This is a genomic window from Duganella radicis (assembly GCF_009720825.1).
GTDB lineage: Bacteria > Pseudomonadota > Gammaproteobacteria > Burkholderiales > Burkholderiaceae_D > Rugamonas > Rugamonas radicis.
On sequence record NZ_WNKY01000018.1, the window covers coordinates 91,505 to 116,969 of the forward strand.

At 60.6% G+C, this 25,465-nt stretch carries 30 protein-coding genes, 2 tRNA genes and 1 riboswitch; of the genes, 16 read left to right on the forward strand and 16 right to left on the reverse strand.

Annotated elements, in window-relative coordinates; translation table 11 throughout:
• The first annotated feature begins 508 nt into the window (after positions 1-508).
• On the forward strand, positions 509-1,096 hold the full coding sequence (locus GM676_RS17290) for a serine O-acetyltransferase (protein WP_211923248.1): 588 nt from the start codon (positions 509-511) through the stop codon (positions 1,094-1,096).
• 43 nt (positions 1,097-1,139) lie between these two features.
• Here GM676_RS17290 and GM676_RS17295 read toward each other — a convergent pair whose 3' ends face one another.
• The 6 genes from GM676_RS17295 to GM676_RS17320 all read right to left on the reverse strand — a co-directional run bounded on the left by GM676_RS17295 (position 1,140) and on the right by GM676_RS17320 (position 5,316).
• Positions 1,140-1,673, reverse strand: a complete 534-nt coding sequence (locus GM676_RS17295) for a PEP-CTERM sorting domain-containing protein (protein WP_229262740.1) — start codon at positions 1,671-1,673, stop codon at positions 1,140-1,142.
• 139 nt (positions 1,674-1,812) lie between these two features.
• The gene (locus tag GM676_RS17300) at positions 1,813-2,343 is read right to left on the reverse strand and encodes a hypothetical protein (RefSeq protein ID WP_211923249.1); all 531 of its coding nucleotides are present in this window, start codon (positions 2,341-2,343) and stop codon (positions 1,813-1,815) included.
• 7 nt (positions 2,344-2,350) lie between these two features.
• Complete coding sequence (locus tag GM676_RS17305; RefSeq protein WP_155464994.1) at positions 2,351-3,058, reverse strand: hypothetical protein; 708 nt, start codon at positions 3,056-3,058, stop codon at positions 2,351-2,353.
• A gap of 194 nt (positions 3,059-3,252) precedes the next feature.
• Positions 3,253-3,831, reverse strand: a complete 579-nt coding sequence (locus GM676_RS17310; RefSeq protein WP_155464995.1) for a hypothetical protein — start codon at positions 3,829-3,831, stop codon at positions 3,253-3,255.
• 7 nt (positions 3,832-3,838) lie between these two features.
• Positions 3,839-4,729, reverse strand: a complete 891-nt coding sequence (locus GM676_RS17315; protein WP_170304313.1) for a glycine zipper family protein — start codon at positions 4,727-4,729, stop codon at positions 3,839-3,841.
• The gene (locus tag GM676_RS17320) at positions 4,726-5,316 is read right to left on the reverse strand and encodes a PAAR domain-containing protein (protein ID WP_155464997.1); all 591 of its coding nucleotides are present in this window, start codon (positions 5,314-5,316) and stop codon (positions 4,726-4,728) included. The genes GM676_RS17315 and GM676_RS17320 overlap by 4 nt, the downstream gene beginning before the upstream one ends.
• 302 nt (positions 5,317-5,618) lie before the next feature.
• Here GM676_RS17320 and GM676_RS17325 point away from each other — a divergent pair, with 302 nt between their 5' ends.
• A complete protein-coding gene (locus GM676_RS17325; protein WP_155464998.1) occupies positions 5,619-6,698 on the forward strand; it encodes a hypothetical protein in 1,080 nt (359 codons plus the stop codon).
• A 197-nt stretch (positions 6,699-6,895) separates the two neighbouring features.
• Here the strand turns inward: GM676_RS17325 and GM676_RS17330 are convergent.
• The 10 genes from GM676_RS17330 to GM676_RS17375 all read right to left on the reverse strand — a co-directional run bounded on the left by GM676_RS17330 (position 6,896) and on the right by GM676_RS17375 (position 13,210).
• Positions 6,896-6,971 (reverse strand) — tRNA-Lys (locus GM676_RS17330).
• Between the two features lie 29 nt (positions 6,972-7,000).
• Positions 7,001-7,076, reverse strand: a tRNA-Lys gene (locus tag GM676_RS17335).
• Between the two features lie 57 nt (positions 7,077-7,133).
• Positions 7,134-7,889, reverse strand: a complete 756-nt coding sequence (ybgF, locus tag GM676_RS17340) for a tol-pal system protein YbgF (RefSeq protein ID WP_155464999.1) — start codon at positions 7,887-7,889, stop codon at positions 7,134-7,136.
• A 107-nt stretch (positions 7,890-7,996) separates the two neighbouring features.
• Positions 7,997-8,527: a peptidoglycan-associated lipoprotein Pal gene (gene pal / locus GM676_RS17345; protein WP_155465000.1), complete on the reverse strand. Its 531-nt coding sequence runs from the start codon at positions 8,525-8,527 to the stop codon at positions 7,997-7,999.
• Between the two features lie 27 nt (positions 8,528-8,554).
• Positions 8,555-9,829 (reverse strand): Tol-Pal system beta propeller repeat protein TolB, encoded by a 1,275-nt coding sequence (tolB, locus tag GM676_RS17350; protein ID WP_155465001.1) that lies wholly within the window; start codon positions 9,827-9,829, stop codon positions 8,555-8,557.
• A 1-nt stretch (position 9,830) separates the two neighbouring features.
• Complete coding sequence (gene tolA / locus GM676_RS17355; RefSeq protein WP_155465002.1) at positions 9,831-10,742, reverse strand: cell envelope integrity protein TolA; 912 nt, start codon at positions 10,740-10,742, stop codon at positions 9,831-9,833.
• A 9-nt stretch (positions 10,743-10,751) separates the two neighbouring features.
• Positions 10,752-11,189 carry an ExbD/TolR family protein gene (locus GM676_RS17360; protein WP_155465003.1) on the reverse strand — a complete coding sequence of 146 codons (438 nt, stop codon included), beginning with the start codon at positions 11,187-11,189 and terminating at the stop codon, positions 10,752-10,754.
• 5 nt (positions 11,190-11,194) lie between these two features.
• Positions 11,195-11,887 (reverse strand): protein TolQ, encoded by a 693-nt coding sequence (gene tolQ / locus GM676_RS17365; protein ID WP_155465004.1) that lies wholly within the window; start codon positions 11,885-11,887, stop codon positions 11,195-11,197.
• 6 nt (positions 11,888-11,893) lie between these two features.
• Positions 11,894-12,307, reverse strand: a complete 414-nt coding sequence (ybgC, locus tag GM676_RS17370) for a tol-pal system-associated acyl-CoA thioesterase (protein ID WP_155465005.1) — start codon at positions 12,305-12,307, stop codon at positions 11,894-11,896.
• A 156-nt stretch (positions 12,308-12,463) separates the two neighbouring features.
• Positions 12,464-13,210 carry an SDR family NAD(P)-dependent oxidoreductase gene (locus GM676_RS17375; protein ID WP_155465006.1) on the reverse strand — a complete coding sequence of 249 codons (747 nt, stop codon included), beginning with the start codon at positions 13,208-13,210 and terminating at the stop codon, positions 12,464-12,466.
• 129 nt (positions 13,211-13,339) lie between these two features.
• A riboswitch (ZMP/ZTP riboswitch) is annotated at positions 13,340-13,451 on the forward strand.
• A 94-nt stretch (positions 13,452-13,545) separates the two neighbouring features.
• Between GM676_RS17375 and glyA the strand changes: the two genes are divergently transcribed.
• From glyA to GM676_RS32630, 14 genes are all read left to right on the forward strand, one after another.
• A complete protein-coding gene (gene glyA / locus GM676_RS17380) occupies positions 13,546-14,793 on the forward strand; it encodes a serine hydroxymethyltransferase (RefSeq protein WP_155465007.1) in 1,248 nt (415 codons plus the stop codon).
• Positions 14,794-14,846: 53 nt separating this feature from the next.
• Positions 14,847-15,320, forward strand: a complete 474-nt coding sequence (gene nrdR, locus GM676_RS17385) for a transcriptional regulator NrdR (RefSeq protein ID WP_155465008.1) — start codon at positions 14,847-14,849, stop codon at positions 15,318-15,320.
• A gap of 82 nt (positions 15,321-15,402) precedes the next feature.
• Positions 15,403-15,939, forward strand: a complete 537-nt coding sequence (pilV, locus tag GM676_RS17390) for a type IV pilus modification protein PilV (protein WP_155465009.1) — start codon at positions 15,403-15,405, stop codon at positions 15,937-15,939.
• Entirely contained in the window at positions 15,936-16,799 is an 864-nt protein-coding gene (locus GM676_RS17395; protein WP_155465010.1) for a PilW family protein, read from the forward strand. The genes pilV and GM676_RS17395 overlap by 4 nt, the downstream gene beginning before the upstream one ends.
• 21 nt (positions 16,800-16,820) lie before the next feature.
• Entirely contained in the window at positions 16,821-17,333 is a 513-nt protein-coding gene (locus GM676_RS17400) for a pilus assembly PilX family protein (protein WP_155465011.1), read from the forward strand.
• 170 nt (positions 17,334-17,503) lie between these two features.
• A complete protein-coding gene (locus GM676_RS17405; RefSeq protein WP_155465012.1) occupies positions 17,504-19,489 on the forward strand; it encodes a pilus assembly protein in 1,986 nt (661 codons plus the stop codon).
• Entirely contained in the window at positions 19,486-19,932 is a 447-nt protein-coding gene (locus GM676_RS17410; RefSeq protein WP_155465013.1) for a type IV pilin protein, read from the forward strand. The genes GM676_RS17405 and GM676_RS17410 overlap by 4 nt, the downstream gene beginning before the upstream one ends.
• Complete coding sequence (locus GM676_RS17415) at positions 19,929-20,477, forward strand: GspH/FimT family protein (RefSeq protein WP_155465014.1); 549 nt, start codon at positions 19,929-19,931, stop codon at positions 20,475-20,477. The genes GM676_RS17410 and GM676_RS17415 overlap by 4 nt, the downstream gene beginning before the upstream one ends.
• Before the next feature lie 71 nt (positions 20,478-20,548).
• Positions 20,549-21,616 carry a bifunctional diaminohydroxyphosphoribosylaminopyrimidine deaminase/5-amino-6-(5-phosphoribosylamino)uracil reductase RibD gene (gene ribD / locus GM676_RS17420; protein WP_155465026.1) on the forward strand — a complete coding sequence of 356 codons (1,068 nt, stop codon included), beginning with the start codon at positions 20,549-20,551 and terminating at the stop codon, positions 21,614-21,616.
• A gap of 8 nt (positions 21,617-21,624) precedes the next feature.
• Positions 21,625-22,260, forward strand: a complete 636-nt coding sequence (locus GM676_RS17425; RefSeq protein ID WP_155465015.1) for a riboflavin synthase — start codon at positions 21,625-21,627, stop codon at positions 22,258-22,260.
• Between the two features lie 122 nt (positions 22,261-22,382).
• Complete coding sequence (ribBA, locus tag GM676_RS17430) at positions 22,383-23,495, forward strand: bifunctional 3,4-dihydroxy-2-butanone-4-phosphate synthase/GTP cyclohydrolase II (RefSeq protein ID WP_155465016.1); 1,113 nt, start codon at positions 22,383-22,385, stop codon at positions 23,493-23,495.
• 25 nt (positions 23,496-23,520) lie between these two features.
• The gene (gene ribH / locus GM676_RS17435; protein ID WP_155465017.1) at positions 23,521-24,009 is read left to right on the forward strand and encodes a 6,7-dimethyl-8-ribityllumazine synthase; all 489 of its coding nucleotides are present in this window, start codon (positions 23,521-23,523) and stop codon (positions 24,007-24,009) included.
• 22 nt (positions 24,010-24,031) lie between these two features.
• Entirely contained in the window at positions 24,032-24,502 is a 471-nt protein-coding gene (gene nusB / locus GM676_RS17440; RefSeq protein ID WP_155465018.1) for a transcription antitermination factor NusB, read from the forward strand.
• 127 nt (positions 24,503-24,629) lie between these two features.
• Positions 24,630-25,298: a hypothetical protein gene (locus GM676_RS32630; RefSeq protein ID WP_267875639.1), complete on the forward strand. Its 669-nt coding sequence runs from the start codon at positions 24,630-24,632 to the stop codon at positions 25,296-25,298.
• Positions 25,299-25,465 lie beyond the last annotated feature (167 nt).

A 25,465-nucleotide genomic window follows, 5' to 3' on the forward strand; every position in this document is an offset into this window, starting at 1 on the left:
CGGTGTTTAGAATATTCAACTTGATGTCTCCAGAATAAGGGCAAATATATTTTCGCCTTGGGTAAAGCTGCTCAATGGCATTGAGCTTAAACATTCTTGCAATATTGCTTCTTGGCTATAAATTCTAGCCATATACGTATGCAAGAAATCTATCCAAAAGTCTCATTATTAAAAAAAATTGATTTTTCATGCTTTTTATGCAATCGAGCGGCTAATGATGTTCGAATTTGCATCAATTTTGCTGATATTTGGCAATTTCGTTATTGGTTTCCGAACAAACAAGCTGTGAGCGATACCTGTAACGATATCGCTGTAATTTGCAAGGAGCCACCTGTCAATTGGTGCGCGCTGGTTATTGGTTGTGACGGAACCGTGGCGTAAAAGTTATCGAATGGAAAGATGGATGCTCACAGAAAATCTTTGTAGAAAATTAAATTTTCTGTAACATGTGAAGGGCCTGTGGCAAGATCGCTGCGGCTTCAGCGAAATCTAATCTACGAAGAAATTCATGCGTTATTTTATTTTAATGGCAAGTTCTATAAGATTGATCCCGCATCTCCTATTCCTCTCGCTCTGGATGAATAAGGAAAAAATTGCCTGCGACGTAAAGAGATGGGCGAAAATTATCCGTAATGATCCTCAGGGGGATTTGTATCCTAACTTCCTGTTTTTTATGACTTTTTATCCAGAATTCAGGAATCTTTGCTATTACAGGATGGGGAAGTTTGGCGGTTTTTTTAATGTCTTCTGCCGACAGATGGATACCTTGTTTCTGGCCACGCCAGAGATAGGGCCTGGGCTATTTATTCAGCATGGCTTTTCGACCATTGTTGCGGCAAAAAGCATAGGCGCGAATTGCTGGATAAATCAGCAAGTCACAATAGGATATTCGAACGAAACCGACTGTCCGACACTCGAAGACAATGTCACTGTCTGTGCGGGAGCAAAAGTCATTGGCAAGGCGACTGTCGGGGAGAACTCAAAGATCGGCGCCAACGCGGTCGTGGTCAAAGACGTGCCGCCGAATGTCACAGTGGTGGGAATACCGGCGCGCATCGTGCGTCGCGACGGTATTCGCCGCGACGAGCCCTTGTGATCTTGCAGAGAAAGGGCGGGACAGGCATTTTTTTTGCTGTCCGTTACATATCGTTGTGTTTGCGACGCCGGCGTGCCACCAGTGCCAAGGAGGCCAGGCCCGCACCCAGCATGGCGTAGCTGGATGGTTCCGGGACCGCGCTGATTTGCGTGATGGTGGTTTGCGTGTCGGCCGTCCAGTGCCACGTCAGGTCATAGCGGAAGCCGAAGTTGGATTGCACGAATTCCCGGTACTCCACGCCCGGGTTCACGATCGTCAATTCGTTGTAGAAGCCGTCGAAGCTATGATAGGCCGCGCTGTAATCCGGCAAGCTGCCGCGGACCCAGTTGAAGTATTCCAGGCAATGCTCGACGGTGCAGCTGCCCTTGTAGTCGATATGGCTGGCCTTCAGCGCCTTCACTTCGTTTTCCGAATAATCGCCGTTGCCGTCCAAGTCGTCGACGGTGAGGGTCACCTTCAAGGTTTTATCAGGCTGGAAAACATGATCATCGACTGAATACAGACCTTGATACACGATATCGAAAGTCTTTTCCTCGGCGTGTGCGCTTGCAGCGGCCGCAATGATTACTGCCATCATCGACATTTTCAGCATAGCATCCTCTGTGTGGTTAGATAAACTATTATTAAAGTTATTTAAAAAATAACTGTGCGATAGCGTACCATGCTGTGGGCGGTGCACGATTCAAGTGTTGCGTGGCGAGTTCAAGAAAACGCACTTACGGCTGAGGATCACTCGGCGCAAAAATTTTCTCGTCGGCGTTTTCCGATATCTTCGACCGGGACTTTCCGGACGTTGGGTGGCTGTGCAGGTGGAACCTGCGGAAAAACTTGAATGGCCTATGCACGCCAGTGGGATCGGAAAAGAAAGGCACTGCAAACGCTTGCTCGTTGAGCAGCCTGAGCGTCCAGACCAGCCCCTCGAAGAAACGGAAGCGGACGGTATCCGGTTCAGACAGATCGAGGTCGGAAAAGACCCCTGTCGAGTACATGTGGTACATGCGCGCCAGGTCGACGATATTCAGATCCTTGTCCAATAGGTAGATGTTCAGCGTCTCTTCAAAAATAACGTCGTCGGTCAGGAACAGCAGCAGGTAATCGTTCCAGCGCAAGGCGGCTTGAAACACCGCCCCGGCGACGAATTTCTGGGTGTTGGTGCCGGCAACGATGATTTCACTCGTCGGCTGCACATCGGGCATCGAAGGCTCGACCAGGCGCGTGCAATATTCTGGAGCGTGGATCAATCCCATGGGAGTCCTACCAAACATAAGATGTGCCAAATGCAGCCAGTGCGCCCCCAACAAACGCGCCTACTGTAACGCAAATCGGGGCTGCCGGACCGCAAGCCAAACCAGCAACTGCCCCGCCTGCGATCCCTCCAGCGACACTTGCCCCATTGACGGCAAGCTCTTTCTTAAACGCCGCCATCTTATTTGATGACGCTGCGATCGTATATAAAGACAAAGCGATCGCGACGAAAAGTACACCTCGCCCTGCATATGTAAGACTGCCCATGACGCGATTGACGATGGTGTTGGAGTTGCCTGCCGACGTTACTATGCGCGCATAGATCGCGTTCTGTTTGACACTTGAAAGACGCGAGAAGTTCGCCTTCTCGCCGTACAGTTCGACCGTTTTCAGCGCAATGAGTTGATTAAGCGAGAGGCCTTTCAATTTCACCTTTTCAGCAAACGCGCGCCCTACAGGTGTGCTCCGTGAGCGCATGATTCCCATGATCAGATTTCGCGTTTCCTGCGCTTGACGAGCCGCCGCCGCCCACGTGATCCTTCGCGCTGCCACGTCAGCGCGAAGGGTATCTGACATGCGTTTAATTTCTTGAGCGTAGATCAGACGTGCTTTTGTGTCGATTGCCAGATGCGCGCCGACATTAGTGGCCTGCGCTTCCAGCGATTTCATCGTACTTTCGAACGGCGCTTGGTCATCGTCGGTTTTGTTCGGTTCCATTTTTCCGGCCTTTGAGGGAGTAGTAGAAAGGCCGAGGGTATTTCATAGCGAGTCGCAGCAGCTTGTGCGACCGCAATGCAATGTTGAGTAGGCGCTTGGTGTTCGACTCCGTGGAGCTGGAGGCAGCGGAGGATTGGCGGACCGCGCCTACGTAAGAGAGTGAGGCGACGACGTGCGTGCGTCAGCATCGGTTTTTAACGCGGCGTATGCAACATCAAATAGTCCCGCCATTCTTGGTCGGTGGGGTAGATGGTCAGGTAGCGTGCACGTGTAGCGGCGTCAGCGGATGCCCAGAACGGCTGGAAGAACCAGTCCCACCAATATTCCATCGAGCCTTGCAAGCTACCTAAGGCAGATGGGTCCGCGTCCGGGAAAACTATCCATGGCGGTGGCGGTTGAAGCTTGAGGGCATCGATTTTTTCCAGCAGTTGAACCGAGTTGGTCACGATGGCAACGCGTGCGCCGCCAAACTCCGGCCGGAGTGAAAAGTGAATCGACCGCGCTCCGTTCACCAGATGCCCTTCCTGGAAAACAGCCTGGCTCTCCAGTTGGAACTCGGAGTTGATCGCATCCAGCACCAGACTTCCATGCGCCTCGGCGACCATGAATTCCATGCGATAGGCAAATATGCCTTGATCTCCAAGATGCGTCTTCTCTGGATAGCTGGAGAATGCCGGCGCTGGAGGCAGGCTGCCTTGCGGGTAATCTCGTGCAAGCTCGTGTTCCTGCTTTACGCCTCCCAGCGCGGCGCCGATTCGTTTAAAAATGTTCATCAGGTTTTCAGTTTTTATCGATGTGGTCGGCAACCCAATCGGCACCGAAGTAGCCCGCTGTACCGAAGATGAGGCCCCCGACCAGTCCTGTCAGCACCGCGCCAGGCCCGGTCTCGATGCCGAGTGCCGCACCTGCGACACCGCCGATTTTAAAGCCGGCTACGGCGCCGCCCCAGCCACCGGCTTGCCGGATGACCTCGGCGGAAATTGGTTTTACGCTTTTGGCCTTGAACGATTTTTCCGACGCCTGCTTCAAATCATACGCGGTCAGAACGATCCCCAGCACTTGTACCACGCGCCCAGCGCCTGTCGCTATCTTGGCGACCTTCAAGGAGTTCGGATTGAAGATCGCTTTGGCCGGAATCTTTTCGCCGTGAACCAAGACCTCCTTGTCGAAATCTGCCACATACTTGGCGATCTTGTCGATACGCTTTGCCAGATGTGGATTCTGGACCTTATACGCCTGCAAGGACGCCAAAATTTCCTGTGTCGAAACCAAGCGCGCCCCGGAGGCCTTTGCTTTCGCGATATCGATGAACACTGAGCGGCCGTCGAAGCGAGGCGAGCCCTGCGGGAAGATGGAACTGGACGACACGTAGGACGAGGCATGGTTGCCCATCACATGCTCTGCGACGGTAGGTGGCGCGCCCCACTGCTTGGGCATGAGACCGTATTTTTCTGGTTGAACCTGGCTTAGCTGAGCCAACGGCGAGAGGTTCATGCTGGACAAGTAGGGGCTGGCTGGGGAGGCGTATACCTTCCTGACCAGGAATCCATCTTTGCCCACCTCTTCGACAATGATAAAAAAGAAGGCCCGAGCTGGCATCTGATGACTGATCACATCCTGTCGGGAACCGGGCTTGTTGTTGGTCGGCGTCTTAAACTCGAAGGCGCTCATTGCCATTTCTCCATTGCGAGCACACCGGTCAAAATTTTCAGGGACTGAACGCTTTCGGTGTACACACGCTCGCAGCAGCCATCACGGTCGGTTACGCCTTTATAGGCATTTCCCGTCTCGTCAGTGATGTGATAAGGCATACCTGCAATAGGCTGCCCATCCTGATCGACAACTCGCACCTGCTCGTCGTAGTTATCAGTTGATTCATTGCCCTGCGCGGCGGTTGATGCTGGCGAGCCTGATTTCTCCTGCAAAGCAGAAGGAGGGACCAAAGACGCAGGCGCGGGGCGAGAGGTCGGATCACCAGCATTGCCGGTGCCATATTCGACTGTGTCCGTAATTTGTGAGGCTATGAGGGTAGCGCCGCATGAGGTCTTCATGCCTTCGACAGCCACATTGATGCCCATCATAGAGAAATTCATCGCGCCTTCAACGATCGTAATCGTCCCTGAACATTTGGGGCAGTGGACTTTGTGGCCGACACCTGCGGCGGGCTTTCCATGAATGATCAGAACTTGATGGCCTTCGATGACTGTGCCCCCGTGCGAGGTTCGGTCGCCGAGTCGAATGATGGCTTTCTCGCCCATGGTTACATGCTCTTTGCTTCAAAAGCCAAATGTTATCATTTCGAGAACATGCTTCGCGCACGGCTTAATCGTGACGGAGCCACGGAGTTCGAATCCGTGGATCTGGTGCCGGTAGCAACGCCACAAGCTAATAAGATGAGGTGTTGCGTGGATTATTCGTTTTGCAACAGCTATCATTGCTGTTTGGAAAGGCCTGCTGATCCATTTCTGGTCGGGTTGGACTTCCTGTAGGTTGGAGGAGGGGCTAGATGGTGCGACGAGGGGTGTTGAGGTGTTTTGCGGCTGTTTGTGAGGAGTTTACGATGATGTTGCAGGCCAGAGTGCTGCGATTCTTTCTTCGAGCAGTTCCGAAGAAGAGCAATCCGAAATACTATGAATGGGAAACAGCCTCGATTTGCATTTTCGTAACAGGGAGCGATCGAGACGCTGCTGAGGCGAAGGTGCGCCGTGAGCTAGAAAAGCGCCATTGGACCCTTATTCGTATCGAGAATTTGGATGTGCTAATAGATGCCCGTGTTCGCGAAGAGGGAGGCGAAGTTCTTCGAGCGTACGAAGAGGCATTACGCGGCAGGATTTTCTTTAAGGCTTGGCTTGATGGTTTAGGTGGAGATGGGAAGTCGCGCCAGTTGCTTCTTCCTGCCCGAATCAATGAGGATTTTATGGACAAGGTCATTGTCCGTGCTGGTGGGGAGCGCGTAGATACATCGCAGCTTGGCAGCGGCATTCGGAATGCAGATTATCTTTTAGGACGATATATCTTTGAGCTTAAAGATCTGCAAGAGGATGGTATGGAGAAAGGACCACACCAAGCGAAACTGGCCAAGATTTTTGAGCGATACGCACGAGGGGAAAGTTCTGTTTCCTTAAATCCGGCAGTTTTGACAAAATCCGATTTTTTGGAATATCTGAATATTTTAGGTCGCCCCATACAAGGTCATGTGCGCTCCGCTTCTAAACAGATTAAGGAAACTAAGAAATTTCTTGGTCGGGAAGACCTCTTTGGGGGGCTGATTCTGATAAATACTGGATTTGGAAGTTATCCTCATGAGATGTTTGCGGAGCAGGTAGAGCGGTATGCAAAGAAAGATACCAAGGAGTTTAGTTCGGTTGTTACCGTGAGTATGTGGTCTCAAACAAATGGTTTTGACACCGTCGCAAACTTTAAAATCTCGCCTGAGGTGACGACTGAGCCAGAGGTGCTGGCTTTGCAGGAGGCTTTTGATGCGTGCTACATGAGCATGATGACTGACATGGTGAGGGGCGGTCTTTCGACTGAGACTACTAATGCACCTCCCGTGGGCGCAATTGGATTTAACGTGGGCGGAATAGATTTCAGTTGGGAACCTCCTGCAATTCCTCTTCCTTGGAAGAGGGAAGATTAAGGACTTGCACAAGTATCGAAATTGCGAGAAGGGGGCAAAGCTTACGAACTTGCCTCTGTGCAAAGTGTGGCGTACTGGCGTAAGGCCCTAGTGGAAGAGGGCAACACAAGAAGGGGGGGGCTGCTCAGCGCGACCAGAGAGCGACCAGAAACAAAAAAGCCCACGAATCGAAATTCGTGGGCTTCCTTGATAATTCTTGGTAGGCCGTGCGGGATTCGAACCTGCGACCAACGGATTAAAAGTCCGCTGCTCTACCAGCTGAGCTAACGACCCTCAGGTGTGTAACCTGGGCACTTTCGGAATGGTAGGCCGTGCGGGATTCGAACCTGCGACCAACGGATTAAAAGTCCGCTGCTCTACCAGCTGAGCTAACGACCCCCGAAAGAAGCGAGATTATAGGGGAGGCCGGCCCAGCTGTCAAATACCCTGCGGTAATTATTTGCCGGCCAGGCGTTCCTTGGCGGTGGCCGCCGCCGGCGAATCCGGATACTGCTTGATCAGGTCTTGCAGGGTCTTTTTGGCCGCCTTGTCCTTCAGCTCGGTCTGGCAGCTGGCGATGTTCAGCATGGCGTCCGGCGCTTTCGGGCTGTCGGCGTAGTTCTTCAGCACCACCAGCTGGGCCGCGATGGCGGCCTTGCAGTCGCGCTGCGCGTAGTAGGCGTTGCCCAGCCAGTATTGGGCGTTGGACGCGTAGCTCGAACCCGGGTAGCGCTGCACGAATTCCTGCAAGGCGCTGCCGGCGGCCTTGTAGTCGCCGGCCTTGAACAGTTGCATGGCCGCGTCGTAGCCGCGCTGTTCGCCCGGATCGACTTGCGAGGTCTTGCCGTCGATGGTCACTTCGCGCGGTTCCAGCTTGCGCAGGCGCGCGTCGAGGTCGGTGTAGAAGTCTTTCTGGCGCTTCTGGGTGTTGGCGATGTCGTTGGCCAGCACTTCGATCTGGCCGCGCAGCTTGGCGATCTCTTGCAGCAGGTTTTCGTTCTGGGTCACCAGGTCCAGGGTGCTGGATTTGTCGGACTTGGTGTCGATGCGCGCTTGCAGGTCGGTGCGCATGGCTTCGACCTTGGCGCGCAGGTCGAGCAGGGCTTTGCGGGCTTCGTCGTCGTCGAACAGGCCGGCATGGGCTTGCAGCGGCAGCCAGACGGTCGCGGCCAGCAGGGCGGCGCTCAGGCCGGATTTGGAGAATTTCATCATGTCGGGCGCTTTCTACACAAATCAAAAAAAGAATCGGGGCGGGACGCGGATAACCGCGCGCCGCCCCGTATTATGCCTGTGACCCGGCAAAAAGGTAGTGCTTTTGATTACTTGTAGACGATGTCGGCACGGCGGTTTTGTGCCCATGCCTCTTCGTTCGAGCCGGTGGCTTTTGGTTTTTCCTTGCCCAGCGAAACGGCTTCGATTTGCGACTCAGGCACGCCCAGGGTGGTCATGGCCTTGCGCACGGCTTCGGCACGCTTCTGGCCCAGGGCCAGGTTGTACTCGGCGCCGCCGCGTTCGTCGGTGTTGCCTTGCACCAGGATCGAACGGTTTTTGTTCTTCACCAGGTAGGCCGAGTGGTTTTCCACCACCGGCTTGCCGTCGGCGCGCACCACGTAGCTGTCGAAGTCGAAGTAGACGCTGCGGTTAGCCAGCACGCCTTTCGGATCGTCCAGCGGGTCCAGCGATTTGGTTTCCACCGGGGCCACGGTGCGGGTGTCGGCTTGCGGGGTGACGGCTTTGTCTACAGGACGCTCCACCACGGGTGCTGGCTCCGACACTTTGACCGGAGTCGAGCAAGCGGACAGGATGGCGGCGGTGGTGATGGCAAATGCCAGACTGCTGAGTTTACGCATAATGATTCTCCTAGTAGTGAAACGTAATTACTGCATGAACGGACCCCAGGTGGGCTCCTTGATGTTGCCCGCCTGAGTAGTCAGGCGTTGTTTAACACGTCCGTCGACCGAGACCACGGCCAGCGACTTGCGGCTGCCCGCCTGGGTGGCGTACATGATGTATTTGCCGTTGGGGGCGAAGCTTGGCGATTCGTCGCTGGTGGTGTCGGACAGGCGCTGCTCCTGGCCGCTGGCCAGGTCCAGCACGTACAGCTGGAAGTTGCCGTCGCGGCGCGAGATGTAGGCCAGGGTCTTGCCGTCGGCCGAGATGCGCGGGCTGATGTTGTAGCTGCCGCCGAAGGTGACGCGCTTGGCGTCGCCGCCGTCCGGGTTCATGCGGTAGATTTGCGGACCGCCGCTGCGGTCGCTGGTGAAGTAGATGCTTTCGCCATCGGCCGACCATTGCGGTTCGGTGTCGATGCCGGCGCTGTTGGAGGCGCGGCGCAGGTTGCTGCCGTCGGCGTTGACGGTGTAGACCTGGGTGTGGCCGTCTTTCGACAAGGCCACCGCCAGCTTGTTGCCGCTCGGCGCCCAGGCCGGGGCCGAGTTGCTGCCTTTTTCATTGGCCACCACGGTGCGCGCGCGGGTGATCAGGTTCTGCACGTAGACCACCGGTTTTTTCTGTTCAAACGAGACGTAGGCCACCTTGGTGCCGTCCGGCGACCACGAGGGCGAGATGATCGGCTCGTTCGAGCGCAGCGCCAGTTGTTCGTTTTCGCCGTCGGCGTCGGCCACCATCAACTGGTAGTTGCGGCCTTCCTGCTTGACGTAGGCGATGCGGGTGGAGAAGGCGCCGCGGATGCCGGTCAGCTTGAAGAACACGTCGTCGGCGATCAGGTGGGCCGACAGGCGGGTGAACTGGGCGGTCACGGCCTTGTCCAGGTTGGAGATTCTGGATTGCTTGACGGTGTCCAGCAGCTTGTAGCGCACGTCGTAGCGGCCGTCGGCCAAGGCGTCGACGGTGCCGACCACCAGCGCGTCGGCGCCCTTGGCTTTCCAGCCGCTGTAGTCGATGTTGTTGACGTCGGTGATCACGCCGGCGTCGATGATTTTGAAGGCGCCGCTGCGCTCCAGGTCGGCCTTGATGATCTCGGAGATTTTTTGCGGCGACACGCCTTCGTTGGCGAAGCCGGCCACGGCCACCGGGATCTGGTTGCTGCCGACGCCGGAAATCTCGATCCGCATCTGGGCGTACGCAGGTGCCACGCCGGCCATGGTGGCGGCGATGACCAGGCCGGTGTAGAGCATATTCAGTTTTTTCATATCAGTGCATGTCCTTCAGCTTGAAGTCGAGGTTAAGTTCGCGTTCTACCGTACCATCTTTTTTCTTGGGGAGTGGTGACGATTTGGCAATCGCGTTTTCAATCGCATTGTCGTAAGCGGCCGAGCCGCTGCCTTTCACCTTGCGCACGCCGATGATTTCACCGGTCGGCAGCTGGGTGATGACGTAGGTGGCGCTCAGGCTGTCGTCCTCGGAGCCATAGACCAGATTGCTCTTGATCTTGGTGCGGATGGCGGCGGCATAGCCGCCGTCCACGCGGCCGCCGGTCGACTGGGCGGCGGTGCCGGTGCTGCCTTTGGCGGCGGCGCCGGTGATGCGGCTCATCTCGGCGGCGAAGGCTTTGTCCTTGGCGGCTTTCTCGGCTTTTTCCTTGGCCAGTTTCTCGGCCGCGGCTTTTTTCTTCTCTTTTTCGGCTAACGCTTTTTCTTTGGCTTCCTGTTCGGCCTTTTCTTCCTTGGCTTTTTGCTCGGCCTTTTGCTTGGCTTCCAGCTTGGCCAGTTTTTCGTCGGCTTCTTTTTTCAGGCGCGCCTGTTCCAGCTTCTCGGCTTTCTCTTCTTCCAGCTTTTTCTTCTTGATGCGCTGGAGGGCGATTTCCGGATCTTCCTTGGGCTCGGGCGGGGCTTCCACCTTGGGCGCCGGCGGCGGCGTCTTGACCACTTCCGGTTCCGGCTCGGGTTGCGGCGCGGGTTCCGGCGTTGGCGTCGGCGCGGCGTCCTGGACCTTCATGTCCCAGATTTCGGCCTGCACTTCGGTCGGTTCATTGTTTTGCCAGCTCACGCCCACCCACAGGAACAGCAACAACACGGCGTGCATCGCCACAGCCAGCGTGACGGAACGCCAGTTGTCGTGTTGTCGCGGAACCTTGTACGGACCGCCTGCGGTTGCGGGTTTCATCGTTTGCATTTACTTGGTCGACAGGCCTACGCGGGTGATGCCCAGTTTCTTCGCTTCCGAAATCAGTTGAATGACGTCGTCGTACTTGCTGTCCTTGTCGCCGGCGATCAGCACCGGATAGTCCGGATGCGCGGCGTGGATGGTGCGCAGCTTGCGCACCAGGGCGTCGCGGTTGGGCGCGGTTTCCGGCGCGTCCTCGTCCTTGCCCTTGACGCCGATCGACAGCGCGCCGTTCGGCTTGAGCACGATCTGCACGTAGTCGCTCGGCGGCTTGGTGGATTTTTCCGCGCGCGGCAGGTCGACCACGCTCGGGTCGTTGGCTGACGGCATCACCATGAAGATAATCAGCAACACCAGCATCACGTCGATGTAAGGGACGACGTTGATCTCGGACTTGAGCTTGCGGCCACGGCCGCCACGCATGCTGCTGGAGAAAGAAGAAGCCATAGTGATTAGCGCGATTGACGTTGCAGGATGTTGGAGAACTCTTCCACAAAGCTCTCAAAACGGATCGCCAGGCGGTCCACGTCGTACGAGAAACGGTTGTAGGCCACGAAGGCCGGAATCGCCGCGAACAGGCCGATGGCGGTGGCGATCAGCGCTTCGGCGATGCCGGGGGCGACGGCGGCCAGCGTGGCTTGCTGCACGTTGGCCAGGCCACGGAAGGCATTCATGATGCCCCACACCGTGCCCAGCAGGCCGATGTACGGCGACACCGAGCCGACCGAGGCCAGGAAGGCCAGGTGCGATTCCAGCGCATCCATCTCGCGCTGGAAGGCGGCGCGCATGGCGCGGCGGGCGCTGTCCAGCACGGCGCCGGTGTCCATGTTCTCGCGGCTGGCGGTGTAGGCGGCTTTCGACTTGATGAACTCGCCCATGCCGGCTTCGAAGATGCGCGCCAGCGGGCCGCTGTTGGCGCGGTCCTTGCCGGCGTTCTGGTACAGGGCGTGCAGGTTGCCGCCGGCCCAGAAGGTCTTTTCAAATTCCACCGTCAGGCGGCGCGCCGATTTGATGGCGAACAGCTTGCTGAAGATGTAGGTCCAGCTGGTCAGCGAGATGACGAACAGCAGCGCCATGATCAGCTGCACGATCAGGTGCGCGTTGGTGATGAGGGACAGGAAAGAAAGGTCTTGGGTGACGTTCATTGTTTATCAGTCTGTTTTGGTGGTGTGACGCATTTTGTCGGCGACGATCGCGGGAACGGCGCGCGGACGCAGGGCAGAATCGACGCAACCTACCTTGACCCGCGCCGTGTTCAGCAACGTTTCGCCGCGCCACGCTTCCTGGTGGAAAACGATGGAGGCGCGGCCGATTTTTTCGATACTAACCGTTAATTTTAGTTCATCATCGAGCTTTGCGGGCGCATGATAATCGGCGCTTACGCTTTTGACCACGAACAGGGTGTCGTGCTCGGCCAGCAGGTCGTGCTGGTTGACTTGCAAGGCGCGCAACCACTCGGTGCGCGCGCGCTCGAAGAACTTCAGATAGTTTGCGTAATAGACGATACCGCCGGCGTCGGTGTCTTCGTAGTAGACCCGGACGTTCCAGATGAAATCTGCTGGCATGTTGTTTTGACTACTAATGTGATTGAGCAACATTCTACGCGATATTGTTGTTTTGGTTGAATATTATCAACTGGCGCGCAAAGCTGCCCCTGGCAAGAGTAAAGCGATTTCCTGAACGCTTGCCAAGGATTGTAACAATGGCTTACAGATTGGTGCTCAGCCGTTGCGCTTGACGTTGAGCGCGCCGTAGCCCTGGCAGGTCGGCATCATGTCGATCCGGTTGATGTTGACATGCGGGGGCAGGGTGGCGACCCAGTAGGCGGTGTTGGCGATGTCCTCGGCCGTCAGCGGGGTGGTGCCTTCGTAAACCTTGGCCGCCGCCGCGTCATCCTTGAGGCGCACGTTGGAGAACTCGGTGCCGCCGCACAGGCCCGGCGCCAGGTTGGTGCAGCGCACGCCGGTGCCGGCCAGATCGGCGCGCAGGTTCTGGGTGAACTGGTTGACGAAGGCCTTGGTGGCGCCGTACACATTGCCGCCCGGGTAAGGGGTGGAGCCGGCGATCGAGCCGATGTTGATCACGGTGCCGGTATTGCGCTCGACCATCCCTGGCAAAATCGCGCGGGTCATGGCCACCAGGCCGCTGACGTTGGTGGCGATCATGGTGTCCCAGTCGTCCAGCGAGGAGGTGTGGGCCGGCGTCACGCCCAGCGCCAGGCCGGCGTTGTTGATCAGGACGTCGATATCGCGCCATCCGGCCGGCAGGCTGTCCAGCGCCGCCTTGATCGAATCGCGGTCGGTCACGTCCAGCACGATGGAGCGCACGGCGTCGCCCAGCTCGGCGGCCAGCGTATGCAGGCGGTCTTCGCGGCGGCCGCTGATCACGACTTGATGGCCGTTTTGGGCGAAGATGCGCGCCATCGCGGCGCCGAAGCCGGCGGTGGCGCCGGTGATGAAGACGATCATGGTCAGTCCTTGTCAGTGGGATGAGGTGTCCAAAATTGTATCCGTAAATTCCCTTATAGGCGGAATTGTTAATAATGCAATGGCTTTTCTTGCCCAAATCTGGCGCATCACATACAATCTGGCTTCCATTACGTCTCACGTAACTGGCGAAAAGCCGGGGCGATACGCAAATCACCCGGCGAAAGGTGGGCATCCACCGGGAAACGTGAGATTTCAACAGCCGTTCGCCTGGGCAGCCCTCGATGGAAAGCACGAAGAGGCTGCCGGTCCGCTATGGCTTCTCTCTTTCGATCCAACTGCCAGTAAAAGATTACTCATTCGATTGGAGTTTTTTCATGTTCGCAAAAGATCATACCCTCGCCAGCGTTGACCCGGAGCTGTTCGGCGCCATCCAGAACGAAAACACCCGCCAGCACGACCACATCGAGCTGATCGCCTCGGAAAACTACACCTCGCCAGCCGTGATGGAAGCGCAAGGTTCGCAGCTGACCAACAAATACGCCGAAGGCTACCCGGGCAAGCGCTACTACGGCGGCTGCGAGTACGTCGACGTGGTGGAGCAACTGGCCATCGACCGCGTTAAGCAACTGTTCGGCGCCGAAGCGGCCAACGTGCAGCCTAACTCCGGCTCGCAAGCCAACCAGGGCGTGTTCTTCGCAGTGCTGAAACCGGGCGACACCATCATGGGCATGTCGCTGGCGGAAGGCGGCCACCTGACCCACGGCATGCCGCTGAACATGTCCGGCAAGTGGTTCAACGTGGTGTCCTACGGCCTGACCGCCGAAGAAGACATCGACTACGCCGCCATGGAAGCGCTGGCCAAGGAGCACAAGCCTAAGCTGATCATCGCCGGCGCCTCGGCCTTCTCGAAAAAAATCGACTTCGAGCGTTTCGCCGCCGTCGCCAAATCGGTGGGCGCGTACTTCATGGTCGACATGGCCCACTACGCCGGCCTGATCGCCGCCGGCCTGTATCCTAACCCGGTGCCGCACGCCGACTTCGTCACCTCGACCACCCACAAATCGCTGCGCGGCCCGCGCGGCGGCATCATCCTGATGAAGGCCGAGCACGAGAAAGCCATCAACTCGGCGATCTTCCCAGGTATCCAGGGCGGCCCGCTGATGCACGTGATCGCCGGCAAGGCCGTGGCCTTCCAGGAAGCGCTGCAACCTGCGTTCAAAGAGTACCAGCAGCAAGTGGTGAAGAACGCCGACGTGCTGGCCAAGACCCTGATCAAGCGCGGCCTGCGCATTGTATCGGGCGGTACCGAGTCGCACGTGATGCTGGTGGACCTGCGTCCGAAGAACCTGACCGGCAAGGAAGCGGAAGCGATCCTGGGTTCGGCCCACATGACCTGCAACAAGAACGGCATCCCGAACGATCCGCAGAAGCCATTCGTGACTTCGGGCATTCGTCTGGGTTCGCCGGCGTTCACCACCCGCGGCTTCAAGGAAGCGGAAGCGGAACAAGTCGGTAACCTGATCGCGGACGTGCTGGACAACCCGCACGACGCGGCCACCATCGAGCGCGTGAAAGCGGCGGTGAAGGTCCTGGCTGACAAGTTCCCTGTCTACGCCAAGTAATTGCATTACCGTGACGCCGGCGTGTTGCCGGCGTCATTTACCAAAGCGCCTCTATGAAATGTCCGTTCTGCCAGCATGAAGATACCCAAGTCCTCGATACGCGCGTATCGGAGGAGGGGGATGCTATCCGCCGGCGCCGGCGCTGCGGAAAATGTGATAAACGATTTACCACGTATGAGCGCATCGAGCTGGTGATGCCGTATGTGGTCAAGAAGAATGGCAGCCGCACCGAGTACACCTCGGCCAAGCTGCGCGGCAGCCTGGAGCTGGCCTTGCGCAAGCGTCCCGTGGCTGCGCCGGCGGTGGACGCCGCCATTGCGACGATCGAAGAAAAGCTGCTGACCAGCGGCAAGCGCGAAGTGGAAACCGGCTACATCGGCGAGCTGGTGATGCAGGAACTGAAGCGCCTCGATAACGTGGCCTACATCCGCTTTGCCTCGGTCTACAAAAACTTCGAGGATCTGGCCGAGTTCCAGAACGCCATTGCCGAGGTCGGCCAGGAGCGCAAGGCGCCGCGCAAGAGCTGACGCTCGATTGATCTATCTCATACTCTCTGCTGTAGCCGCTGTTAATTTCTAACGCAGTCTCCCCGACTTGCGGAGGTGTGCCATGCGCGCACGCGGCTATACCTTGCTGGAAACCCTGATTGCGGCACTGGTGCTTGCCTTGGGCATCATCGGCGGCGTGGCCTTGCAGATGGCGTCGTTGCGGGCGCGGCATCAGGCGCTGCTGCTGTCGCAGGCGACGCAGATGGCCACCTCGCTGGTCGAACGCATGCGCGCCAATCCGGCGCAGACCGACCTCTATCTCACCCTCGATTACGACGCTTACGCGGAACCGCTGCCGGCGGCGCCCGCGGCCCTGTGCCATGGCGATGCCTGCGCCTCGGCGCAACTGGCGCTGGCCGACATGTACGAAGCCAAGCTGCAAGTGCGGCAAGGCATGCCGGCCGGCCGCGTGGTGATTTGCCGCGACGCCGGCTTGTGGAGCGGCGGCAAGCTGCGCTGGGCTTGCGCGGGCGGAGCGGCCGCGCCGCTGGTGGTCAAGGTCGGTTGGCGCGGCAAGCATCCGGATGGCACGCCGTTGCAAGACCTGGCCGGCGAGTACGCGCCCGGCGTGGCGCTGGCGGTGGGAGTCGCGCCATGAACGCCGCGCGTTGCCGTGGCTGGGGCATGGTCGAATTTCTGATCGCGATCGTGCTCGGCTTGCTGTTGACGCTGCTGGCCAGCGGCCTGCTGATCGCCTCCGGCAGCAACTACCGCAACCAGAGCGATAACGTCTGGCTGGGTGACGGCGGGCGCTATGCCTTGCAGGTGATGGCGCAGGCGATACGGCAGGGGGCGTATGTCGACTGGGATGGCGATCTGGCGCCGCCGGAGTTGCCTGCTTCGGTGGATGGGCTGGATGCTGCCAGCATCAGCCGTGGCAGCGACGGCATCAGCGCGCCCTTGCCGGCGGTAGCGCATGGCAGCGATGTGCTGGCTTTGCGCTTTGCCGGTTCCGGCGTTGGCGCCAATGGCGACGGCTCCGCCGTGAACTGCGCCGGCTTCGGCGTGGCGGGCGCCACGCGTGGCTGGAGCATTTTCTACGTCGCCGCCGATGCCGGCGGCGAACCGGAGTTGCGCTGCAAGTATCGCAGCGCGGCGGGCTGGGGTGCGGATGCGGTGGTGCGTGGCGTCGATTCGTTTCAGGTGCTGTACGGCGTCGATACCGATACGCCGGCCGATGGCGTGCCCAACACATATCTGAACGCGACGGCGGTGCGCGCGCTGGATGGCTGGAAGCGCGTGTGCAGTATCAAGCTGGCCTTGTTGCTGCACGGCGAGCGCAACACGCGTGCCGATACGGTCGAGGCGCGTTATGACTTGTTTGGGGCGGCGTATTCCGATGCGCATGCGGAAGATGTCGGCGTGCGGGTGGTCGAGGGGAGTTTGCCGCCGTCGCAGCGGCAGCGCGCGCGGCGGCTGTTCGGCATGACGGTGGCGTTGCGGAATCGGGATGGCTGAATCATGTTGCGGCAACGGGGGATGGCGTTGTTGGTCAGTCTGGTGCTACTGATCATGGTGATGCTGCTGGGCGTGTCGGCGGCGTTGTTGAGTCTGCAAAGCGAGAAGGCCGCGCGCGGCGAGCGCGACCGGGACGTGGCGTTTCTGGTGGCGGAGGATGCCTTGAAAGATGCGGAGCGGGATATACAGGCCAGCGGCGGGCCGTTTGCGGCGGATTGCGGCGCCGGCTGGTACGAGCGGGCGCCGCGCGGGGCGAAGCCGGTCTGGCAGCAGGTCGATTTGTCCGGCGAGGCGTGCACGGTGAAATACGGCGCGCGCACCTCGGCGGTGATGGAGACCGGGACCGGCTTTCAGCCGTTCCGGAAGCCGCAGTACATCATCGAGCGGATGGTGTGCCATCAGGCGGGCGACGATGCCTCGGCCGGCGCGGCGCCGCGCTACTGCTACCGCGTCACCGCGATAGGCTTCGGCGCCAAGCCGGAGACGGAGGTCGTGCTGCAAAGCGTGTTCAGCAAGCCGGAGGAGGCGCCATGAAAAAGATATGGCAGGTCGTGCCGGCCGCGACGGATGTCGTCGCCGCAGCGGTTGCGAGGCCCGTGACGGCAGCGGCGGCCGTGAGGGATGCGGTTGCCGTCGCATCGGCGTGGGCCGCGAGGATAGTCGCAGCGGCAGCGGCAGCGGAGGCGTGGGGTGCTGAGGCTGCCATGATTGCGGCAGGAGGGGTGTCAGCGGCAAGGCTGGTCGCCGCGGGGCTGGTGGCGCTGTCGATCTGCGCGGCGGCCGCTTTGCGCGCTGAGCCGCCGGGGCTGGCGATCGATAGCTGGCCTGTTGCCGCCGTGTGTCGGCCGGGCGCGCCGGGTAGCGCCGCGCGAGCGGGCGAGGCGAGCGGGTTGGCCTTGCTGCGGCCGGCCGCGTCGCCGGCGTCGGGCAGCGGCGGCGATCTGTATCAGGCCACGATGGATATGGCGGACTGGGGCGGGCACTTTTCGCGTTATCGGCTGCCTGCTGCTGTCGGAGGCGCCTCCGCCGTGGCTTGGGACGCCGGTGCGCTCCTGACGGGGACTGCCACCAGCCCGCCCATCCCTGCGCCGGAGCGGCGGCAGATATATACCGCCATCGTCCAGCCCGACGGCGCTTTAACGACAATCCCGTTCCAGTGGCCCGCGCTGTCGGTAGCCCAGCAAACGTTGCTCGACCTTGAAGACCACGCCGGCGAGCAGCGCCTGGCTTACCTGCGCGGCGACCGCTCGCTGGAAGGCATCCAGTTCCGCCGCCGCGGCAGCATCCTTGGCGACGCGGTGCACAGCACACCGGTCCATGTCGCCCCGCCTGACCGCGCAGCAACCGTTTATCTCGGCGCCAATGACGGCATGCTGCACGCCTTCGACGCCAGCAGCGGCATCGAACTCTTCGCCTACGTGCCGGACGCTGTGATGGCCGGGCTGCCACGCCTGACCGATCCCGTCTACGTGCACCGCGCCTACGTTGACGGCCCTGCCAGCGCCGGCCAGGCCAGCATCGATGGCGGCACCAGGACCATTCTGCTCTCCGCCATGGGCGGCGGCGCACCCGGCGTGTTCGCGCTGGACGTCACCGATCCCGCCCATTTCGCCGACGGCCTCGGTGCACTGTGGGAATTCACCAGTCGCGACGATCCCTTGATGGGCAACGTCACCACGCTTCCGCAGATCGCCAGGGTGCACACGCGGCGCGATGTGTACCGCCATTTCGCCATCGTCGCCAGCGGCATCAATCGCGGCGGGCCGGGCGCCTTATTCCTGCTGGCCCTCGACAAACCGCGCGATCAGGGCTGGCGGCTGAATGGCAACTACTTCCGCATCCGGACACCGGCCTCCGACGCGCTCAGCGCCCCGGTACTGCTCAACGATAGCGACGGCGCGCTGCGATACGCCTACGCCGGCGACCTGCAAGGCAATCTGTGGCGATTCGATTTCAGCGGCAGTGCGCCTTGGACCAAGACGCTCCTATTCGTTGCGCGCGATGCGGAGGGCCATCGTCAGCCGATCACGCAAACACCCTTGCTGGCCTACGCCAACCTGCGCGGCTACATGGTCATGTTCGGCACCGGCCGCCTGATCGAACGCGCGGACCGTGCGGCTACGGCCAGGCAGTCCTACTACGCCATCATCGACAGCCTGCAATCGCCGCCGGACATCATCACCGGCCGTCATCAATTGACGCAGCGCTTTCTTGACGGTTCGGATGGCCGCATGGCGCCCGGCAGCAAAGGCTGGTACATCGACTTCACGCAACCGGGCGAGCGTAGCGTCAACACCGGCGTGTTGGCCGATGGCGCGGTGCTGTTCAACACCGTGTTGCCGGGCGCGGATGTGTGCAGCGCCACACGCAGCCGAAGCTATGTGCTGAATGTGATCACCGGCTTGCCGGACGAGGGCAGCGTGACGACCGCTTCCACGCATGATGCGCCGATCACGGGATTGATGCTGCCGGACTACGTACCCACGCCGATGTTGCTGCCGCAGTCGGTCACCCGCAGCGGGCCGGATGCCATCGGCCGCGTCCGTCAGGAGAAGACCTATGCCGTGGTGCAGGCGGGCAGCGGCGGCGCCTTGACTGTCAGCGGCAGCATGACAGCCACGCGCCGCACCGGACGGCTCAGCTGGCGTGAAATCGTCAACTGGCGCGAGCTGCATGAGGCCGCAAAATGAAGCGCGCCGGATTCAGCCTGATCGAGCTGCTGGTGGTGCTGGTAATCGCAGGCGTGCTGATGGCGCTTGTGGTGCCGGCGTATCAGCAGCATGTGGTCCGCACGCGTCGCGGCGAGGCGCGATCGGCCTTGCTGACGCTGATGATGCAGCAGGAGCGCTTTCACACGCAGCACAATAGCTACGTGGCGTTTTCGGCAGGGATGGCGGATGGCGAGGCGCGCCACTTCCACTGGTGGAGCGGCGCCAGCGCGCCAACCAGCGCCTACGAAATCGAAGGCAAGGCCTGCGATGGCGAGCTGATCTCGCAATGCGTGCAACTGATCGCCCGTCCGGGCACCGCCATGGTCGACAGCCGCTTCCGCGACGACGACTGCCGCGTCCTGACGCTGACCAGCGCCGGCCTTCGCCTCGCCAGCGGCCCCGCTGCGGGATGCTGGCCATGAAGCGCCAAGCCGGCCTGACGCTGATCGAGCTGCTGGTCGTGCTCGTGCTGGCCGCCATCCTGCTTGGGGTGGCGGCGCCGGCGTTCCAGCAGTCCATGCAGCGCCTGCGGCTGCAAGCGGCCACCAACGACCTGCTGGCCGCCATTGATCTGACCCGCGCGCAAGCGATGGCACGCGGCGCCAAAGTGCTGATGGCGCCTCTGGACCCGGCCGGCGTCAACTGGCAAAGCGGCTGGGCCATCTTCCAGGACCGCAACGGCAACCGCCGCCCGGACGCTGGCGAAGCCATCATTTACCGCCACGACCCGCTACGCGCCGACATCGGCATCGCCTCCCGTTTCACCTCCGGCGGCATGCCCGCCTACATCGCCTACAACGCCGCCGGCCGCACCTGCCGCGCCGACAGCAGCCTGACCGCCCGCTGGGGCACGCTCACCCTCACGCAAGGCGACGACAGCCGCAACATCATCATCAACATGCTGGGCCGTGCCCGGGCCTGCGATCCCAGGAGGGAACCCTCCAATTGCAGCGGCGCAGCCGACTGAACAAGCCTTTATAATGTCGCGACAACTAGTCAGGCAGGAATAAAGTGAATATCCGTAACGATCTGGAAGGCATGACGCTGGCGCTGGAGTGGGCCGCCAAAGGCCTGTACACCACCGCGCCCAACCCGCACATCGGCTGCGTGATCGTGCGCGACGGCGTGGTGATCGGCGCCGGCGTCACGCAGAAGGCCGGCAGCGACCACGCCGAAATCCAGGCGCTGAAAGACGCCCAGGCGCGCGGCCACGATGTGCGCGGCGCCACCGCCTACGTCACGCTGGAACCGTGCAATCACCACGGCCGCACGCCGCCATGCTCGGACGCGCTGGTGCGCGCCGGCCTGGGCCGCGTGGTGGCGGCGATGGAAGACCCCAATCCGCTGGTGGCCGGGCAGGGCATGGCCAAGCTGGCCGCCAACGGCATCGCCACCCATGTCGGCCTGCTGGCCGGGCAAGCCTACGAATTGAACATCGGCTTCTTCTCGCGCATGACGCGCGGCCTGCCGTGGGTACGCATGAAGACCGCCGCCAGCCTGGATGGCATGACCGCCCTGCGCAACGGTGTGAGCCAATGGATCACCGGTCCGGAAGCGCGCGCCGACGGCCATCACTGGCGTGCTCGCGCCTGCGCCATCCTGACCGGCATCGGCACCGTCAAGGCCGACAATCCGCAGCTGAATGTGCGTGCCGTCGAGACGCCACGCCAGCCGCGCCGCATCGTGGTCGACAGCAAGCTTGAAATCGACCTGTCCGCCAAGATATTGGAAGGCGGCGGAACGTGGATCGCCGCCGCCGCCGGCAATCCGGAAAAGGAGGCGGCGCTGGCCGCCGCCGGCAACGAAGTCATCCTGCTGCCCAACGCCACCGGCAAGGTCGACCTGCCCGAGCTGATGCGTGAACTGGGCCGGCGCCAGATCAACGAACTGCACGTGGAAGCGGGCGGCAAGCTGAACGGCTCGCTGATCCGCGAAGGCTGCGTGGACGAACTGCTGGTCTACCTCGCGCCCACCCTGATCGGCGACGCGCAAGGCATGTTTGCCCTGCCGGCGTTGACCGACCTGGCGCACAAAAAGAATTTGAAATTTCACGAGGTTCAGCAGATCGGCCAAGATTTGCGTATCCTTGCCCGATTCACTCATTAGGAAAAGCTATGTTCACTGGTATCGTCGCCGCTGTCGGCAAAATTGAATCCGTCAAACCGCTGGAAGGCGGCTCGTTCGCGGGCGTACGCCTGGACATCAATGCCGGCGGCCTGCCGCTGGCCGACGTGGCGCTGGGCGACTCCATCGCCATCAACGGCGCCTGCATGACCGTGGTGGAGAAGGACGCCAGCAACTTCCGCGTCGATGTCTCGCGTGAAAGCCTGAACAAGACGGTCGGCCTCGACACGCTGACCGAAGTGAACCTGGAAAAAGCGCTGACCCTGAACGAGCGCCTCGGCGGCCACCTGGTGTCCGGCCACGTCGATGGCCTTGGCGTGGTGCGCAAGTTCGAGCCGGTGGGCGAGTCGTGGGAACTGGTGGTGGAAGCGCCGCACGACCTGGCCAAATTCCTCGCCTACAAGGGCTCGATCGTGGTCAACGGCGTGTCGCTGACCGTCAACCGCGTGACCGACATCGGCAGCGGCGCCGATCTGGTGTGCCAGTTCTCGATCAACCTGATCCCGCACACCATCGCCGTCACCACCCTCAAGCACCTGAAGGTGGACGCCAAGGTCAACCTCGAAATCGACCTGATCGCCCGCTACGTCGAGCGCATGGTGTCGGTGGGCAGCGCGGCCAGGTAAGGTAATGTTGGCAGGAATGCCATGTGGCTTGTCGAAAAAGCGGGTTTTACGGTAGGGCAGGCTTAAATCCTTTAAAATAGCGGGTTAATGAAATACTCTCGCTCAGCCTTGAAGGATTAAAAATGTCAATTTCCAGCACCGAAGAAATCGTCGCCGAATTGCGCGCTGGCCGCATGGTGATCCTGGTCGATGAAGAAGACCGGGAGAACGAAGGTGACCTGGTGCTCGCGGCGGACTTCGTCACGCCGGAAGCCATCAATTTCATGGTCAAGTACGCGCGCGGCCTGGTCTGCCTGACGCTGACCGAGGAACGCTGCAACCAGCTGGAACTGTCGATGATGTCGACCAAGAACGGCACCGCCTTCGGCACCAACTTCACGGTGTCGATCGAGGCGGCCGAAGGCGTCACCACCGGCATCTCGGCCGCCGACCGCGCCAAGACCATCCAGGTGGCCGTGGCCAAGGATGCGCAGCCGTCGGACATCGTCCAGCCGGGCCACATCTTCCCGCTGAAGGCGCAAAAAGGCGGCGTGCTGATGCGCGCCGGCCATACCGAAGCCGGTTGCGATCTGACCGCCATGGCCGGCCTGACGCCCGCCTCGGTGATCTGCGAAATCATGAAGGACGACGGCACCATGGCCCGTCTGCCGGACCTGCTGGAATTCGCCAGGGAACACAATCTGAAGATCGGCACCATCGCCGACCTGATCCACTACCGCAGCCGCAATGAATCGCTGGTGGAAAAAGCCGGCGAGCGCACGCTGAAGACCGCCCACGGCGACTTCCGCATGATCGCCTACCGCGACAAGCCGAGCGGCTCGGCCCACTTGGCGCTGGTGCATGGCGAGATCGTCAAGGGCAAGGAAACCCTGGTGCGCGTGCACCAGCCGGTGTCCATCCTCGACATCCTGGAATCGGAAGCCACCACCCACTCGTGGAATCTGTCGTCCTCGATGGCGGCGATCAAGGCGGCTGACAGCGGCGTGATCGTGCTGCTGAATTGCGAAGAAACCGCCGAGCAGTTCTTCAACCAGTTCGAAGCGCTGTGCAAGCCGGAAGACACCAAGCCGAAAGGCCGCGCGGCCAGCATGGACCTGCGCAGCTACGGCATTGGCGCGCAAATCCTGCGCGAAGTCGGCGTCTGCAAGATGCAGCTGCTGGCCAGCCCGCGCAAGATGCCGTCGATGACCGGCTTCAATCTGGAAGTGACCGGCTACGTCGCCAAACCTAATTAATTCAACCAACATACAAGAGGCCATCATGACCGTAGGAAGCTACGAAACCAATCTGAACGGCGAAGACCTGCGCATCGGCGTGGTACAAGCCCGTTTTAACGAAGACATCTGCCACGGCCTGCTGTCGGCTTGCCTGGCCGAGCTGAAACACCTGGGCGTGGCCGACGAGGACATCCTGCACGTGACCGTGCCGGGCGCGCTGGAAGTGCCGCTGGTGCTGCAAAAGATGGCCGAGTCGCAGCAGTTCGACGCGCTGATCGCGCTGGGCGCGGTGATCCGCGGCGAAACCTACCACTTCGAGCTGGTGTCGAACGAATCGGGCGCGGGCATCACCCGTATCGGCCTGGATTATGGTATTCCTATCGCCAACGCCATCCTGACCACCGAGACCGACGAGCAAGCCGAAGTGCGCATGGCCGTCAAAGGCGCCGACGCCGCGCGCGTGGCCGTGGAAATGGCCAACCTGACCATCGCTCTGGAAGAGCTGAGCCAGGATCAGGGCGACGACGAGTAATTCAGAATAAAGGTAGAACCACATGAACGAGAAGACTTTGCACGCCAACCCAAGCAAGAACCGCACGCCGCGTCACCGCGCGCGCGAGTTCGCGCTGCAAGGGTTGTACCAGTGGCTGCTGAATAACGAATCCGCCTCCACGGTGGTCAACCACATCCGCGGCGCGCACGGCTTCGACAAGGCCGATGCCGAGCACTTCACCGTGCTGCTGAACGGCGCCATCGGTTCGTCGGTGGAATTGCGCCAGACCTTTGCACCGCTGGTCGATCGCGGCATCGCCGAGCTGTCGCCGATCGAGCACGCGGTGCTGCTGATCGGCGCCTACGAGCTGAAGAACAACCTGGAAATTCCATACCGCGTCGTCATCAACGAGGCGGTGGAGCTGACCAAGTCGTTCGGCGGCATCGATGGCCACAAATATGTCAACGGCGTGCTGGACAAGCTGGCCGCCCAGCTGCGTCCGGACGAGGTTGCCGCGGACAAGAAGCGCTAAGCTGTCCCGGTATCGTTAAAAGCCACCCACGGTAGCGTGCGGTGGCTTTTTTTATTTGGGCGTTGACCCGGCAGGGCGGGGCTGGACAGAATTGCTTTTCGGCTAATTCTGGAGCGGCATCATCGAATTGCAAACACCACGCTGGCGCCGGCGCGGCTGGCTGGCGCTGATCGGCGGCGCGCACCTGCTGGCCTTCATGGCCTGGAAAGCGCCTGAGAGGCCGCATGCGGCCCATATCGCGCCACATGCGCCGATCACCTATGTTCTGACGCCGCTCAAGCCGCCTCGGCCGCCTGAGCTGCCGCGGCCGGTGCGGCCTATGATGCGGCCGGAGCGTGCGGTGCGCGCCGCCGCCGGACCGAAGGCGCCGCCAGTGGCCGCGCCCGTGCACGCCGAGCCGCAGGCGATTACCGTGCCGCCTGCCGAGCCCGCGCCGCTGGCGGCGGAGCCGTCTTTGCCCGCCGATCCCTTTGCCGCGCCGGCCAAGCCGCAGGAAGACCTCAAGCAGCGCGCACTGAGGGGCGCGCTGGCGGCCGACCAGCAGGCCCGCAAGGATGCCTGGACCCAGCGCGACCGCAAATACGTCAATGATGAAAGCGCGCTGGCGGCCGCCATCGGCAAGGCCTACAAGGGCGGCGGCAGTGGGGCGATAGGGGAGTTTGTGGCGCCGGACGGCAGCCGGGTGACCAAATGGCGCTTGCCGGGTGGTGCGGTGGTCTGTTACTACAAGGAATCCAACAACGGCCGCGATCCCTTCCGCGACACGGGCCGTCTCAGCGTACGCAGTTGCCCATAATGAAAAAAGCCGCCTGACCAAGGCGGCTTTTAAATTTACAGTGACCCGTCCTGGGTTAAGTTGTCATTTCCCGCCTTTTCTTAGGAGAGCGAGATGGGAACTGGACGAAAGCGGACTCAAGGCGACTACACCCTGACTTTTAAGCAGGGGGTGGTCGATGCAGTGGA